The organism is Bacillus sp. RC251 (genome assembly GCF_044908765.1).
Classification (GTDB): domain Bacteria; phylum Bacillota; class Bacilli; order Bacillales; family Bacillaceae_G; genus Bacillus_A; species Bacillus_A wiedmannii.
This window is the reverse complement of record NZ_JBIYDP010000005.1, coordinates 1-16,487: the sequence shown is the minus strand read 5'-3', so window position 1 is coordinate 16,487 and position 16,487 is coordinate 1. Positions and strand designations below refer to the sequence as shown.

Below are 16,487 nucleotides of genomic sequence, written 5' to 3'. Positions count from 1 at the left end.
GGACATTTGAAGGAGAGAAAAATGAAGAAATTATTATTAGGTTTAATTGGACTTTTTATATTAGTTATTGGTGTGGCAAGCTTTTCTCATAATGAGGTGACTGATAGATATAATCCGCTTGTGAAAGAAGACTTTGTATATGTAAAAGCGAAAGAATCTGGCCGACTATCTACAGTTGGAGAGGTAGCTGGAGACTATAAACTTACCGGTTATTACACTTCGGGCGAAGGAAGAGATGTTAAGTTTTATGCACCTCGTGGGCTTAGAGAAGGAGCATATGTAAAAGTTAAAACGAAAGGTGAGTATATCGAAACGTACCAAGAAGTACAACCGGATGAAATTCCAAAAGAGATTAAAGAGAAACTAGATAAATAAGACCGTTAAGAATTGCCTCCTAAATGTAGAAAATAGGGGGCATTTTTATGCAGAAAATATCGTATATACAATGTGCTATCAAAGAGTTTTTATTGATTTAAATGGTTTTTATTGCTATTATTATGGAGAGAAAATGAAGTATATTTTATAATCATGCGCCCATAGCTCAGTCGGATAGAGCGGTGGTTTCCGGTACCACGTCTGCCGGGGGTTCGAATCCCTCTGGGCGCGTTATGTATTGTTGGTGTTACGTGTTGAAAATAAATAGTAAATTTAAAACAACCTCTTGTATGTGATTAGAAATAATCGTGTATAGGGGGTTTTTGTTATGGTCCAACAAGGTACTTCTGTTAATTTTGTAATGAGTTTATACTAAAATTATCTAAAAATTATAGTATGAGGGGATTGCAGGTGCGTAAAATTAGTGGATATTTAAGTATTTTAGGGGATAACGAACGTAGAACCGTTGCTGTATCTGATTCTGGTGAAATTACAGGCGATGAAATGTTGAAATTCATGTTAAATATGGAATTGCAATATAAAGGAATTGATAGGGATTGTTTTGGACCTAGTCACTATTTGCCTAGCGGAGACTACCATAAGGATTTAATAGCGATTGTCTTTACGGCTGAAATGATGTTAGACGACATGGAATTAGAAGGTGAATGGCCTGCTGAAGAAGGGGATGTTATATTTAACGAAGCATAATGAATCTATCTGCATAAAAAGGTCTGCACTTACAAATATAAGTGCAGACCTTTTTTATTAACACTTGTTATATCTGATAATAAGATTTACTATTAGTATGTGGTAATAATTATATCGCGCTATTATTTTCTTTCAATATTATTCAAATTTCGGTTGTAAGTTGTAAATCTCATTAATACATATAAATTAATAATATTTTGGAATGGGTGTCTGTGATAGCATTCTCCTTTTACCAAACTTATTGTACAATAGAAACAAGGGGGAGATTAGTTTGAAGGCAAGTCTTTTACAAGAACAAAGCTTACGTTTGGCAATGACACAAGAGTTAAGGCAAGCGATTACAATGCTCCAGTATAATGTACAAGAATTATCGGAGTTTTTGTATGAGCAATCGTTAGAGAATCCCCTTATTGAGTTAGGTGGTTTTGAGAGGGAGAAGAAAAAGAGCTCTAACAACAGTAAAAGTACCAGCAAACAAGTCGAGAATCAGATGGAAATCTACAGTGTGGATTCAACAACGATTCAGCAACATTTATTAAATCAAATACAGTATTATAAAATAGATGAAGAAGAGCGAAAAATAGCTTCTTTCATTATTATGAACATGGATGGAAATGGGTATTTACAAGAAACGAACGAAGAGTTAGCGGATCTCCTTTCCGCACCGATTCATGAAGTCGCCCGCTTTGTAGAGCTTGTCCAATCACTCGAGCCAGCAGGGGTAGGGGCGCGTAATATTCAGGAATGTCTAACTTTACAATTGAAGCGCTTACAAAGACGGAATGGATTAGCGGAAGAGGTTATAGAGGATCACTTCGCTTATTTCGTGAAGAAAGATTGGCGAAAGCTCGTTCAAGTGTTGAAGTGTAGTAATGAAGAATTGCAATCGGCGGTGAACTGTATTACGTCATTACAGCCGAAACCAGGTCTTGCGTTTTCTTCTGATAAACCGCTTTATATTGTGCCTGATATGGCGGTGAAAAAAGATGGTGATCGTCTCGTTTTACAAATGAACGAGAGAAATATGCCGAGAATTGAAATTCATTCTGAGTATAGTGCGCTTCTGAATAATAGTGAAAGTGAAGTAGCATCTTATGTATCAGAAAAGTATCAGCATGTGCAGTGGATTATGCGCAGTTTAAAACAGAGAAAACAAACGCTTCTGCAAGTGATGACTATTATTATGGAAAAACAACGTGATTTTTTCTGGGAAGGGCCAGAATATTTAAAACCGCTTGCTTTAAAAGAGGTAGCGGAAGAGTTAAGTGTGCATGAATCTACAATTAGTCGTGCAACGCGAAATAAATATGTGCAAACACCACATGGTTTATTTGAGATGAAATCTTTCTTTAGTAATGCTATTTCGACTACTGAAGATGAAGCAGTTTCTACAAAGCGTGTGAAACGATTTATCCAAACGCTTGTTGAGGCGGAGAATAAGAAAAAGCCACTTTCAGATCAAAAGATTTCAAAATTATTAGAAGAAGAGCATGAAATCGTTATTTCTCGAAGAACAGTGGCGAAGTATAGAGAACAAATGCACATTCCAGCGTCATCATTACGAAAAACGATCGGATAGGTGAAGAATATGAAAGTTGTACTGTATACAAAAAAAGATTGTGGCCTTTGCGTGCAGGCGAAACAAGTTTTAGAGGAAGTACAATGTGAATATTCTTTTCAAATCGAGGAAATAAATATATATGAAGATAATGACCTTTTAGAAAAATATCACCTAATGATTCCGGTGGTAGAAATAGGCGGAAAACAAGTAGAATATGGTAACATTCACAAAGGTGTCATAATAAACTATATAAAGAATGCAGTTAAGAGTTGAATAAGTTTCTATCTCCTGTTACAATAATACACGTAGCAGGGATTATTTTTTTAACCTATGTGGGACACAAAATGTCACTATGGGACGTAAAGTGACCATGAGGAAAAATGAACCAATGTAGTGAGGAGAAAAGATATGCGCTCATGGATTCAGAACACAAAAAAATTATTACCTGATCTGCTACCTGTTATGCAAACGAGAATGCAAATTCTTCAATACATTAGGCTCATGCAGCCGATTGGAAGAAGAAACTTGTCAGCAAGTCTCGGTATGACAGAACGAGTATTGCGAAGTGAAGTTCAAGTTTTGAAAGAACAAAACTTAGTTCACGTCGCTTCTTCTGGAATGACTTTGACAGAAGAAGGAACAGCTTTAGTTCTTGCTTTGGAAGACTTTATGAAAGAAATTTCCGGGTTAAAGGTTTTAGAAAAGCAACTTAAGGAAACATTAGACTTGGATGAAGTTTTCGTTGTCCCTGGTGATAGTGATGAATCACCTTGGGTCAAACTGGAGATGGGCCGTGCTTGTGTGACTTGTATAAAAGACCGTCTGACAGCGAATAATATCGTTGCTGTGGCTGGAGGAACTACGCTAGCTGCTGCTGCGGACATGATGCAGCTTGATTGCAAAGATTTACATATGCTATTTGTCCCAGCGCGTGGTGGAATTGGAGAGGGTGTCGAATTAGAAGCCAATACCATTTGTGCCAAGATGGCACAAAATACGATGAGTAATTATCGCTTATTGTATGTTCCAGACCATGTTAGTAGCGAAGCATATGCGTCTATTGTGACAGAGCCTTCCGTGAAAGAAGTTCTTGAGTTGATTCGATCTTCCAATATCGTCATTCATGGAATAGGTGATGCGTTAACAATGGCACGTCGCAGAAATACTTCAGAAGCAGATTGGTTAAAGATTCAAGCAAGCGAAGCAGTAGGCGAAGCTTTCGGTTACTACTTTAATGAACAAGGAAGTGTTGTTCATAAAGTAAGAACAGTTGGTATGCAACTTGAGGATTTACAACATGTATCTCACGTTGTTGCAGTCGCTGGAGGTTCTTCAAAGGCAAAGGCAATACAGGCTGTAATTAAACAAGGGCACACTTCAATTCTAATTACAGATGAAGGTGCAGCAAAACAGTTAACAAAGGGTATTACCCTTTAATATAATCCCCCAAGGAGGAAATTCAAATGACTAAAATTGGTATTAATGGATTTGGACGTATCGGACGTAACGTATTCCGCGCAGCTCTTAACAACTCTGAGGTAGAAGTAGTAGCAATCAACGACTTAACAGATGCTAAAACATTAGCTCACCTTTTAAAATATGACACAGTTCACGGAACTTTAAATGCAGAAGTATCTGCTAACGAAAACAGCATCGTTGTTAACGGTAAAGAAATTAAAGTTATCGCTGAGCGTGACCCAGCTCAATTACCATGGAGCGACTACGGAGTAGAAGTAGTAGTAGAATCTACTGGCCGTTTCACTAAAAAATCAGACGCTGAAAAACACTTAGGTGGATCAGTTAAGAAAGTTATCATCTCAGCTCCAGCTTCTGACGAAGATATCACTGTAGTTATGGGTGTTAACCACGAACAATATGATGCAGCTAACCACAACGTAGTATCTAACGCTTCTTGTACTACAAACTGTCTAGCTCCATTCGCTAAAGTATTAAACGAAAAATTCGGCGTAAAACGCGGAATGATGACAACAATTCACTCTTACACTAACGACCAACAAATCTTAGACTTACCACACAAAGATTTACGTCGTGCTCGTGCAGCAGCTGAAAACATGATCCCAACATCTACTGGTGCAGCTAAAGCTGTAGCATTAGTATTACCAGAACTTAAAGGTAAATTAAACGGTGGCGCTGTACGTGTTCCAACTGCTAACGTTTCTCTTGTTGACTTAGTTGTTGAACTTGACAAAGAAGTAACAGTTGAAGATGTAAACGCAGCATTCAAAGCAGCAGCTGAAGGCGAATTAAAAGGTATCCTTGGATACAGCGAAGAGCCATTAGTATCTATCGACTATAACGGATGTACAGCTTCTTCTACAATCGATGCATTATCTACAATGGTAATGGAAGGTAACATGGTTAAAGTACTTTCTTGGTACGATAACGAAACTGGTTACTCTAACCGCGTAGTAGACCTAGCAGCATACATGACTTCTAAAGGTCTTTAATTCTTAATTATATAAGTAATCAATGACAAAACGAGGGAGAGGGTTTGTTCCCTCTCTCTCTTCTTTCGTTTTAAAAGCAAATGTGTTAAGCTTTTGAGTGGGTTTTGTCAATCCTAACTAGTAGTCGGAGGGAAATCCAATGAACAAAAAATCAATTCGTGACGTAGATTTAAAAGGTAAGCGTGTATTTTGCCGCGTTGATTTCAACGTACCTATGAAAGAAGGCAAAATTACAGATGAAACTCGTATCCGTGCAGCTCTTCCTACAATTCAATATTTAGTAGAGCAAGGTGCGAAAGTTATTTTAGCAAGTCACTTAGGCCGTCCAAAAGGTCAAGCAGTAGAAGAATTACGTCTTACTCCAGTAGCAGCACGTTTAGGCGAGCTTCTTGGTAAAGATGTTAAAAAAGCAGACGAAGCATTCGGACCAGTTGCACAAGAAATGGTTGCAGCAATGAACGAAGGCGACGTATTAGTTCTTGAAAACGTACGTTTCTATGCGGGCGAAGAAAAGAACGATGCAGAACTTGCGAAAGAATTTGCAGCTCTTGCTGATATCTTCGTAAACGATGCATTCGGTGCAGCTCACCGTGCTCACGCTTCTACAGCAGGTATCGCAGACTACCTACCAGCAGTATCTGGATTATTAATGGAAAAAGAGTTAGATGTACTTGGAAAAGCACTTTCTAACCCAGAACGTCCATTCACAGCTATCATCGGTGGTGCGAAAGTAAAAGATAAAATCGGTGTAATTCGTCATCTATTAGACAAAGTAGATAACTTAATCATCGGTGGCGGACTTGCTTACACATTCGTTAAAGCTTTAGGTCATGAAATTGGTCTATCTCTATGTGAAAACGACAAAATTGAACTAGCTAAAGAATTTATGCAACTTGCAAAAGAAAAAGGCGTAAACTTCTACATGCCAGTTGATGTTGTAATCACAGAGGAATTCTCTGAAACTGCAACAACTCAAATCGTAGGTATCGACTCTATTCCTTCTACATGGGAAGGCGTGGACATCGGTCCTAAAACACGTGAAATTTATGCAGATGTAATTAAAAATTCTAAGCTTGTTGTATGGAATGGACCAATGGGTGTATTCGAAATGACTCCATTCGCAGAAGGTACAAAAGCAGTAGGACAAGCATTAGCAGATGCAGAAGATACATACTCTGTTATCGGCGGTGGTGACTCTGCAGCAGCTGTTGAAAAATTCGGTATGGCTGATAAAATGAGCCACATTTCTACTGGCGGCGGTGCGTCATTAGAATTCATGGAAGGTAAAGAGCTTCCAGGTGTAGTTTGTCTTAACGACAAATAAGTAGCAGCCAAAGAAAAAGGACGGTGCAAAGCATGCGTAAACCAATTATCGCAGGTAACTGGAAAATGAATAAAACTCTATCTGAAGCAGTTAGCTTCGTAGAGGAAGTTAAAGGTCAAATCCCAGCAGCTTCAGCTGTTGATGCAGTAGTTTGCTCTCCAGCTCTATTCTTAGAGCGTTTAGTAGCAGCAACTGAAGGAACTGATTTACAAGTAGGTGCACAAAACATGCACTTCGAAAAAAATGGTGCATTCACTGGCGAAATTAGCCCAGTAGCACTTAGCGACTTAAAAGTAGGCTACGTAGTACTTGGCCACTCTGAGCGTCGTGAAATGTTTGCTGAAACAGACGAGTCAGTAAACAAAAAGACTCTTGCAGCATTTGAACATGGTTTAACACCAATTGTATGTTGTGGTGAGACTTTAGAAGAGCGCGAAAGCGGAAAAACATTTGATCTAGTAGCAGGTCAAGTGACAAAAGCACTTGCAGGTTTAACAGAAGAGCAAGTTAAAGCAACTGTTATCGCTTATGAGCCAATCTGGGCTATCGGTACAGGTAAATCTTCTTCTTCTGCAGATGCAAACGAAGTATGTGCGCACATCCGTAAAGTTGTTGCAGAAGCTGTTTCTCCAGAAGCTGCAGAAGCTGTTCGTATTCAATACGGCGGTAGCGTAAAACCAGAAAACATTAAAGAGTATATGGCACAATCTGACATCGACGGCGCTTTAGTTGGCGGTGCTAGCTTAGAGCCTGCTTCGTTCTTAGGTCTTCTGGGGGCGGTAAAATGAGAAAGCCAACAGCTTTAATCATTCTTGATGGTTTCGGACTACGTGAAGAAACTCATGGGAATGCTGTAGCACAAGCTAAGAAACCTAATTTTGATGGTTACTGGAACAAATTCCCTCATACAACGCTTACAGCTTGTGGTGAGGAAGTAGGTCTTCCAGAAGGTCAAATGGGTAACTCTGAGGTTGGTCACTTAAATATCGGTGCTGGCCGCATTGTATATCAAAGCTTAACACGCGTAAACGTTGCAATTCGTGAAGGTGAGTTCGATCAGAACGAAACTTTCCAAAATGCAATTAAAAGCGTAAAAGAAAAAGGTACTGCTCTTCATTTATTCGGTTTACTTTCTGATGGTGGTGTGCACAGTCACATGAACCATATGTTTGCTCTTCTTCGCTTAGCAGCAAAAGAAGGCGTGGAGAAAGTTTATATCCATGCATTCTTAGACGGCCGCGATGTTGGACCACAAACAGCAAAAGGTTATATCGATGCAACAAATGAAGTAATTAAAGAAACAGGAGTAGGACAATTCGCGACTATCTCTGGTCGTTATTACTCTATGGACCGTGACAAGCGTTGGGATCGCGTAGAAAAATGTTACAGTGCTATGGTGAATGGTGAAGGCCCTACTTATAAATCAGCAGAAGAGTGTGTAGAAGACTCTTATGCGAACGGTATCTATGATGAATTCGTATTGCCGTCTGTAATTGTTAACGAAGATAACACGCCAGTTGCAACAATCAATGATGATGATGCAGTTATCTTCTATAACTTCCGTCCAGACCGTGCAATTCAAATTGCTCGTGTATTTACAAACGAAGACTTCCGTGAGTTCGATCGTGGTGAAAAAGTACCTCACATTCCTGAATTCGTTTGTATGACACATTTCAGTGAAACTGTAGATGGTTACGTGGCATTCAAGCCAATGAACCTTGATAACACATTAGGTGAAGTTGTTGCGCAAGCGGGATTAAAGCAACTTCGCATCGCGGAAACTGAAAAGTATCCGCACGTTACATTCTTCTTTAGCGGTGGTCGTGAGGCTGAATTCCCAGGAGAAGAGCGTATTTTAATTAACTCACCGAAGGTTGCAACGTATGACTTGAAACCTGAAATGAGCATTTACGAAGTAACGGACGCTTTAGTAAATGAAATCGAAAATGATAAACATGATGTTATCATTCTTAACTTTGCAAACTGTGATATGGTTGGCCATTCTGGGATGATGGAACCAACAATTAAAGCAGTAGAAGCAACTGACGAATGTTTAGGAAAAGTTGTAGAAGCGATTCTTGCAAAAGATGGTGTAGCACTTATTACTGCTGACCATGGTAATGCTGATCAGGAGTTAACTGCTGATGGTGGACCAATGACAGCTCATACAACTAACCCGGTTCCTTTCATCGTTACAAAAAATGATGTAGAGCTTCGTGAAGGTGGTATTTTAGGAGATATCGCTCCAACAATGCTTACGCTTTTAAATGTGGAACAACCGAAAGAAATGACAGGTAAAACAATTATTAAATAATTTGCTTATATAAAAAGGAGAGAATTTATTATGTCAACAATTATTGATGTTTATGCTCGCGAAGTCCTTGACTCTCGTGGTAACCCAACTGTAGAAGTAGAAGTTTACACAGAAAGCGGCGCTTTCGGACGCGCTATCGTACCAAGTGGTGCATCTACTGGTGAGCACGAAGCAGTAGAATTACGTGACGGTGACAAATCTCGTTACCTTGGTAAAGGTGTTCTAAATGCAGTAAACAACGTTAACGAAGCAATCGCTCCAGAAATCGTTGGTTTCGACGTAACTGACCAAGCTGGTATCGACCGTGCTATGATCGAATTAGATGGCACTCCAAACAAAGGTAAACTAGGCGCTAACGCTATCCTTGGTGTATCTATGGCAGTAGCTCACGCAGCAGCTGACTTCGTAGGTCTTCCATTATACCGTTACCTTGGTGGATTCAATGCAAAACAATTACCAACTCCAATGATGAACATCATCAACGGTGGTTCTCACGCTGATAACAACGTAGACTTCCAAGAGTTCATGATCTTACCAGTTGGTGCTCCAACATTCAAAGAATCAATCCGTATGGGTGCTGAAGTATTCCATGCACTTAAAGCTGTATTACATGACAAAGGTCTTAACACTGCAGTAGGTGACGAAGGTGGATTCGCTCCAAACCTTGGTTCTAACCGTGAAGCATTAGAAGTAATCATCGAAGCTATCGAAAAAGCTGGTTACAAAGCTGGCGAGAACGTATTCTTAGGAATGGACGTTGCTTCTTCTGAGTTCTACAACAAAGAAACTGGTAAATATGACCTTGCGGGCGAAGGCCGTACTGGCTTAACTTCTGCAGAAATGGTTGATTTCTACGAAGAGCTTTGCAAAGACTTCCCAATCATCTCTATCGAAGATGGTTTAGACGAAAACGACTGGGATGGTCACAAATTATTAACTGAGCGTATCGGTGATAAAGTACAATTAGTTGGTGACGACTTATTCGTAACTAACACTCAAAAACTTGCTGAAGGTATCGAAAAAGGTATCTCTAACTCAATCTTAATTAAAGTTAACCAAATCGGTACTTTAACTGAGACTTTCGAAGCTATCGAAATGGCTAAACGTGCTGGTTACACAGCAGTTGTATCTCACCGTTCTGGTGAAACTGAAGATGCTACAATCGCTGACATCGCAGTTGCAACTAACGCTGGCCAAATCAAAACTGGTTCTATGAGCCGTACTGACCGTATTGCTAAGTACAACCAATTATTACGCATCGAAGACGAACTAGGCGAAATCGCTGTTTACGATGGTATCAAATCTTTCTACAACATCAAACGATAATTGTAGAAAATAACGACAGACCGTGAGAAATCACGGTCTGTTTTTTTTATCCCGCGTTAACGGACAGTAAAACCCCCACTGATTAAAGTTTCACTTTATGTTAAAATTGCTCACCCGTCATAAGTGACATGAAATGTTTAAAGAAGCGGTTATAATCAAAATCAATTGCGATTTGATGACTCGGCCAATCAATAAATGGCTTAGATTCTCCTAAAGAACGAAATTCCCCTATGCTTGTTCCTTGTGCATAAGATTCTGTCATGACAACGATAGGTGACTTGTGATATGTAAACATAGAGTTATCAAGTAAAGCGAGTATTGGCATTGTGTCATGGAAGGGGCTCCCCTTTAAATGCGGTAAGGCGTCTTTATAATATCCGTAGTAATAATGATTGAATAACGGTTTGACGAGTGGAGCTTTTCCTTTTGCTTCAATGTATTCAGCCATTTCTGGTGTAATGATGGAATACTGAGTGACGTTTAATGGATAGATGTACATGTTAGGTGAGGATTGAAGGACTATATTAGCAGCAGTAGGATCGCCATAAAAGTTTGCTTCGGAAATAGGGGTAACATTACCAGGATGTAAAAAGGCACCGCCCATTACGTAGTAAGATTTAACTTGCTTCATGAGCTGTTTACATAAGATGAATAAAATTGCTAGGGAGGTAAGTCTGCCTAAACTAACAATGATTAATTCATCTTTATACTGTTCAATAAGAGGAATAACTTCGAAAAAATTCTCCATTTCTCCGTTAGTCACATGTCCCTTGGGAATAATTGGCCCGAGCCCCTGTTTCCCGTGTACTTCCGTAAAGAAAGTAGGAGGGGCGCCAGTAAGTGGGCGTTCTGATCCACCAAATATCTTGATATTTCTATCCTTTGCTTCGTTCTTAAGAAAATGAGCGTTTTGTACGGCCATTTCTTTTGGAACATTGCCGTAATCAGCAACGATGCCGACGATTTCTATTTCATCAATAAAGAATGCTAAGAGGAGAGCCATCGTATCATCAATGCCAGGATCACAAAAAATAAGAACTTTTTTTGGCATATGTTCACCACCTATCTTGTTTATCCCGTAAAAGTCCGATTGTGGGGATGAAGAAAACCACCACTAATGAAAGTTTCACTTTATATATATGTAAGCTTAAGGATAAAAAGATTATTTTATTGAAATAACAACGTTATAAATTCAGAAAATAAAAACTTTTTATATTAGGTCAAGGTTTTTGACTTAATTTCTATGTGGAAATCCAGTCATATCAAGGTTGTAAGCGTCTAACATAAGCTGTTTTTGCTGTCAAGTTGATAAATTGCAGCTTTTTACAATTTATACTATGATAAAGATATTAAGAGAAGATCGTATAAACATGAGGGATGATGAACATGAAATTTACAAAGATTCTTGTCCAAATTGCAGCTCTTTACGTTTTTTATATGGTTGGAAATTGGGTACAAGAAGTGTTAAATATTCCGATTCCAGGAAGTTTGATTGGAATGTTCCTCTTACTTGTTTTACTTAGCCTAAAAGTCCTTCCAGTGAAATGGTTCGATTTAGGAGCAGAAACACTCGTTGCTATTATGCCGTTTTTATTAATTCCGCCAACGCTTGGCCTAATGAATTACGGTGCTTTTTTTATGAGTAAAGGAATTTCTCTTTTCATTACAATTGTAGCGAGTACATTTTTAATTATTATTGTCGCAGGACATACAGGACAATATCTTGCGAATAGAAAGGAAAGAGAGTCGCGATGAGCCAAATATTAATCGGAATCGGTTGGGTTCTTTTTACGGTGCTATTATACCAATTATCTAAAAAAATCTATAAATTATTTCCAACACCATTCACCATTCCAATGCTTGTAGCAACAGGGTTAATGGCTTTCTTATTTATCATGCTTGATATACCATATCAACATTATATGGAAAGCGGTGGTGGCTGGATTGCAAAACTGCTCGGACCCGGTGTTGTAGCATTTGCAATTCCTCTTTATAAACAACGTCACGTTCTACAAAAATATGTTGTACCGATTGCTGGTGGCGTATTAGTAGGGACAACAGTTGCAATCGCAAGTGATTTTGCCATTGCATCACTTATGGGAACAGATAAAAGCTTAATTTTATCTTCTTTACCAAAATCGGTGACAATGCCAGTTGCGATGAGTGTTTCAGAGCAAGTTGGTGGTGTACCGTCATTAACAGCAGCTTTCGTTGTTATCGCAGGTATTACTGGAACGATTACCGGCCCACTTTTATTAAAATGGAGCCGTGTTACAAACTCAGTTGGTAAAGGTATCGGATTTGGATGTGCTTCTCATATTATGGGTGTAATGAGAGCGATGAAAAATAATGAACATGAAGGTGTTATTGGATCGGTAACAATGACATTAACAGCAATTTTGACATGTTTGCTCGGGCCGTTATTTGCAATGATGTTTATGTAATAGAAGAAAAGCGAGAGCAACCCTATAGCTCTCGCTTTTCTATAGAATTTATGCTACAGTTAAAATAACTGAATCTTTGTAGGAGGTACGCCAAGTGCATACGTTATTATCCGTTTTACTTATTATTGTATCGATTTTAATGATTGTTATGGTACTTATGCAGTCTAGTAATAGCTCAGGCCTTTCAGGTGCAATTTCAGGCGGTGCAGAGCAATTATTTGGTAAGCAAAAAGCACGTGGAATTGAAGCGGTATTAAACCGTATTACAATTGTTTTAGCTGTATTGTTCTTTGTATTAACAATTGGTGTTACGTACTTCAATTTATAGAATTGAAAGAAGAAGCGTTAGTAAGATGTACTAATGGTTCTTCTTTTTTTTATTTTGCCATTTGAAAGATGTTTCTAATTAGATTATAGAAATATAAATATGGTACACTAGATATAGAAAGAATACGACTAGATTACAGAAGAGAAAGAGGAGAAGTACATGATGAAATTAGCATCTCCGAAACCATTTACATTTGAGGGTGGAGACCGCGCTGTTTTATTACTACATGGTTTCACAGGAAACTCAGCTGATGTACGTATGTTAGGGCGTTTCTTAGAGAAGAAAGGCTATACTTGTCATGCGCCAATTTTTAAAGGGCACGGTGTACCACCAGAAGAGCTTGTTCATACAGGTCCTGAAGATTGGTGGCAAGACGTAATGGAAGCATATCAGCTTTTAAAAGATAAAGGCTTTGAGAAAATTGCTGTTGCTGGATTATCACTTGGCGGCGTATTTTCTTTAAAATTAGGTTATACAGTACCGGTTTTAGGTGTAGTGCCAATGTGTGCACCAATGTATATTAAGAGTGAAGAAACGATGTACCAAGGTATATTGGCATATGCCCGCGAATATAAAAAACGTGAGCAAAAATCACCAGAGCAAATTGAACAAGAAATGTTGGAATTCCAAAAGACACCGATGAATACATTAAAAGCATTACAACAATTAATTGCTGACGTACGTAACAATGTGGATATGATTTATGCCCCAACATTTGTTGTACAAGCGCGTCATGATGAAATGATTAATACAGATAGTGCTAACATTATTTATAACGGTGTAGAATCTACGTTAAAAGACATTAAATGGTATGAAGACTCTACGCATGTCATTACACTTGATAAAGAGCGTGACGAGCTACATGAGGATGTATATAACTTCTTGGAGCAACTAGATTGGTAAGATCTAGTTGCCTCTTTTTTTCATAAGGAATTTTTTGTGAAAACTGTAAAAATCATTAGGGGAGTATTAAAGTTTCGCTTTATACATCCCCGGTCTTTCGGATACACTAAATAATATAAGGGTTTAAAGGAGGTATTTCTGCTTGGAAGAAATCATACAAGAAAATATTGATAAGTTGTTATTATTTATGAGAGAAGAAGCGTATAAACCGCTAACGATACAAGAGTTAGAAGAGGCATTTGGAATTGAAGGTTCTGAGGGCTTTAAAGATTTTGTAAAGGCACTTGTAACGATGGAAGAGAAGGGACTTGTTATTCGCACACGTAGTAACCGTTACGGTCTTCCTGAAAAGATGAATTTAGTACGCGGTAAATTAATTGGACATGCACGTGGCTTTGCATTCGTTGTACCAGAAGAGAAGAAAACCGGAGACGATGATCTTTTCATCCCACCTACAGAGTTAAACGGTGCACTTCATGGCGATACAGTATTAGCGCGTGTTAGCGCACAATCAAGTGGATCACGCCAAGAAGGTTCAATTGTACGTATTTTAGAGCGCGGCACGAAAGAACTAGTTGGTACATATACAGAATCGAAAAACTTTGGATTTGTTGTACCTGACAATAAGCGCTGGACGAGTGATATCTTTATCTTGAAAAGTGCATCAATGGGTGCTGTAGAAGGCCATAAAGTAGTTGTGAAAATTACGAGCTATCCAGAGAATCGTTTAAGTGCAGAAGGTGAAGTTATTCAAATTCTAGGTCATAAAAATGATCCAGGAGTAGATATTTTATCAGTTATCCATAAACATCATCTACCTTTAGCATTCCCTGAAGAAGTGATGGAGCATGCAAACAGTGTACCAGAAACGATTTCAGAAGAAGATTTAAAAGATCGCCGTGACCTGCGTGACCAAATGATCGTAACGATTGACGGTGCAGACGCGAAAGATTTAGATGACGCTGTTACAGTAACGAAGCTCGAGAATGGTAACTACAAGCTTGGCGTTCATATTGCGGATGTAAGTCATTACGTTCAAGAAGGTTCTCCAATTGATGTAGAAGCAGCGGAAAGAGCAACGAGTGTATATCTTGTTGACCGTGTAATTCCGATGATTCCGCATCGTCTATCTAACGGTATTTGTTCGTTAAACCCGAAAGTAGACCGTTTGACGTTATCTTGTGAAATGGAAATTAACAACTTAGGTGATGTTGTAAAGCATGAGATTTTCCAAAGTGTGATTAAAACGACAGAGCGTATGACGTATGCTGACGTAAGAAGCATTTTAGAAGATGAGGACGAAGAGTTAATCAAACGCTATGAGCCGCTCGTACCGATGTTTAAAGAGATGGGTCAATTGGCACAGATTTTACGTGAAAAACGTATGCGCCGCGGTGCAATCGACTTTGACTTTAAAGAAGCGAAAGTATTAGTAGATGAAGAAGGTAAACCGACAGATGTTGTCATGCGTGATCGTTCTGTATCAGAGAAGCTAATTGAAGAATTTATGCTTGTTGCGAACGAAACAGTAGCAGAGCATTTCCACTGGATGAACGTACCATTCATGTACCGTGTCCATGAAGATCCGAAAGAAGATAAGCTGGAACGTTTCTTCGAGTTTGTAACAAACTTCGGATATGCAGTAAAAGGACGTGCGAATGAAATACATCCTCGTGCGCTGCAACAAATTCTTGAAATGGTTCAAGGACAGCCGGAAGAAGTAGTTATTTCAACAGTAATGCTTCGTTCAATGAAGCAAGCGCGTTACGATGCGGATAGCTTAGGACATTTCGGTTTATCAACTGAGTTCTACACACATTTCACATCACCAATTCGTCGTTACCCAGATACAATCGTTCATAGATTAATTCGTGAATACATCATTAACGGTAAAGTCGATAACGAAACACAAGCAAAATGGCGTGAAAACTTACCTGAAATTGCAGAGCATTCTTCTAATATGGAACGTCGTGCTGTTGAAGCAGAACGTGAAACAGACGAAATGAAAAAAGCAGAGTATATGGTTGATAAGATTGGCGAAGAGTATGACGGTATGATTAGCTCTGTAACAAACTTCGGTTTATTCGTAGAGCTTCCAAATACGATTGAAGGTCTTGTACACGTTAGCTACTTAACGGATGATTACTACCGTTATGACGAGAAACATTTCGCAATGATCGGAGAACGTACAGGTAACGTATTCCGCATCGGAGACGAAATCACAATTCGCGTTATTAACGTAAACAAAGACGAGCGTGCAATCGACTTTGAAATCGTTGGCATGAAAGGTACGCCTCGTCGTAAGTTTAAAGATCGCCCAGTCGTTATCGAACAGCCAAGAACAGGCAGAAAGAAACGCGGTGGACGTAGCGAGCGTAGTGATGAGCGCGGCGGAGAACGTGGTACAGGTAGAAAATCCGACCGTGGTGGCAAAGGAAAAGGAAGAGGATCAGCGTCTGCGTCCTCATCTGCATCCTCATCTGCTAGTCAGCCAGGAAAAAAAGATGGTAACGGCAAGAAGAAAAAAGCATTCTTCGAAAATGTACCAGGATTCAAGAAGAAAAAGAAAAAGCGTAAGTAAGAAAAGGAGGGCTTCGCTTTGATGAAAAGCGGGGCTTTTTCTTTTTTATTGGTGGCTTGAGAGCGAGCCACTTTCGCTTTTTGTTGGAATCCAGCTACAGTGGCTAGAATGTTCGGCGGCTTCGCTTCTTCCCGAGAGGCAAAGAGCGCCTCAAG

At 39.1% G+C, this 16,487-nt stretch carries 16 protein-coding genes and 1 tRNA gene; 16 read left to right on the top strand and 1 reads right to left on the bottom strand.

Going from position 1 to position 16,487, the window contains the following annotated elements; translation table 11 throughout:
* The first annotated feature begins 21 nt into the window (after positions 1-21).
* From ABH961_RS17955 to eno, 11 genes are all read left to right on the top strand, one after another.
* Positions 22-375, top strand: coding sequence for a YxeA family protein (locus ABH961_RS17955; protein WP_098221558.1), 354 nt, complete (start codon positions 22-24; stop codon positions 373-375).
* A 155-nt stretch (positions 376-530) separates the two neighbouring features.
* Positions 531-606: transfer RNA gene (locus ABH961_RS17950), tRNA-Arg, on the top strand.
* A gap of 180 nt (positions 607-786) precedes the next feature.
* Positions 787-1,083 (top strand): hypothetical protein, encoded by a 297-nt coding sequence (locus ABH961_RS17945; RefSeq protein WP_048542483.1) that lies wholly within the window; start codon positions 787-789, stop codon positions 1,081-1,083.
* A gap of 271 nt (positions 1,084-1,354) precedes the next feature.
* Positions 1,355-2,662 carry an RNA polymerase factor sigma-54 gene (rpoN, locus tag ABH961_RS17940; protein WP_088123730.1) on the top strand — a complete coding sequence of 436 codons (1,308 nt, stop codon included), beginning with the start codon at positions 1,355-1,357 and terminating at the stop codon, positions 2,660-2,662.
* A 9-nt stretch (positions 2,663-2,671) separates the two neighbouring features.
* Positions 2,672-2,917, top strand: coding sequence for a glutaredoxin family protein (locus ABH961_RS17935; RefSeq protein ID WP_000869731.1), 246 nt, complete (start codon positions 2,672-2,674; stop codon positions 2,915-2,917).
* A gap of 135 nt (positions 2,918-3,052) precedes the next feature.
* The gene (gene cggR / locus ABH961_RS17930; protein WP_098191860.1) at positions 3,053-4,081 is read left to right on the top strand and encodes a gapA transcriptional regulator CggR; all 1,029 of its coding nucleotides are present in this window, start codon (positions 3,053-3,055) and stop codon (positions 4,079-4,081) included.
* 26 nt (positions 4,082-4,107) lie between these two features.
* Positions 4,108-5,112, top strand: coding sequence for a type I glyceraldehyde-3-phosphate dehydrogenase (gap, locus tag ABH961_RS17925; protein WP_000161234.1), 1,005 nt, complete (start codon positions 4,108-4,110; stop codon positions 5,110-5,112).
* A gap of 139 nt (positions 5,113-5,251) precedes the next feature.
* Positions 5,252-6,436 (top strand): phosphoglycerate kinase, encoded by a 1,185-nt coding sequence (locus ABH961_RS17920; protein WP_002198882.1) that lies wholly within the window; start codon positions 5,252-5,254, stop codon positions 6,434-6,436.
* 32 nt (positions 6,437-6,468) lie between these two features.
* Entirely contained in the window at positions 6,469-7,224 is a 756-nt protein-coding gene (gene tpiA, locus ABH961_RS17915) for a triose-phosphate isomerase (protein WP_001231042.1), read from the top strand.
* Positions 7,221-8,750 (top strand): 2,3-bisphosphoglycerate-independent phosphoglycerate mutase, encoded by a 1,530-nt coding sequence (gene gpmI, locus ABH961_RS17910; protein WP_001231145.1) that lies wholly within the window; start codon positions 7,221-7,223, stop codon positions 8,748-8,750. The genes tpiA and gpmI overlap by 4 nt, the downstream gene beginning before the upstream one ends.
* A 30-nt stretch (positions 8,751-8,780) precedes the next feature.
* Positions 8,781-10,076, top strand: a complete 1,296-nt coding sequence (gene eno, locus ABH961_RS17905) for a phosphopyruvate hydratase (RefSeq protein WP_000103948.1) — start codon at positions 8,781-8,783, stop codon at positions 10,074-10,076.
* A 100-nt stretch (positions 10,077-10,176) separates the two neighbouring features.
* On the opposite strand, the gene ABH961_RS17900 is transcribed toward eno, so the two are convergent.
* Positions 10,177-11,127 (bottom strand): nucleoside hydrolase, encoded by a 951-nt coding sequence (locus ABH961_RS17900; protein ID WP_098078561.1) that lies wholly within the window; start codon positions 11,125-11,127, stop codon positions 10,177-10,179.
* Positions 11,128-11,462: 335 nt separating this feature from the next.
* Between ABH961_RS17900 and ABH961_RS17895 the strand changes: the two genes are divergently transcribed.
* From ABH961_RS17895 to rnr, 5 genes are all read left to right on the top strand, one after another.
* Positions 11,463-11,831, top strand: coding sequence for a CidA/LrgA family holin-like protein (locus ABH961_RS17895; protein ID WP_000673212.1), 369 nt, complete (start codon positions 11,463-11,465; stop codon positions 11,829-11,831).
* Entirely contained in the window at positions 11,828-12,520 is a 693-nt protein-coding gene (locus ABH961_RS17890) for an LrgB family protein (protein WP_000078299.1), read from the top strand. The genes ABH961_RS17895 and ABH961_RS17890 overlap by 4 nt, the downstream gene beginning before the upstream one ends.
* 94 nt (positions 12,521-12,614) lie before the next feature.
* Positions 12,615-12,848 carry a preprotein translocase subunit SecG gene (secG, locus tag ABH961_RS17885; RefSeq protein WP_000557264.1) on the top strand — a complete coding sequence of 78 codons (234 nt, stop codon included), beginning with the start codon at positions 12,615-12,617 and terminating at the stop codon, positions 12,846-12,848.
* Between the two features lie 162 nt (positions 12,849-13,010).
* A complete protein-coding gene (gene estA / locus ABH961_RS17880; RefSeq protein WP_165775569.1) occupies positions 13,011-13,751 on the top strand; it encodes a carboxylesterase in 741 nt (246 codons plus the stop codon).
* Between the two features lie 142 nt (positions 13,752-13,893).
* Entirely contained in the window at positions 13,894-16,332 is a 2,439-nt protein-coding gene (gene rnr / locus ABH961_RS17875) for a ribonuclease R (protein WP_098078557.1), read from the top strand.
* Positions 16,333-16,487 lie beyond the last annotated feature (155 nt).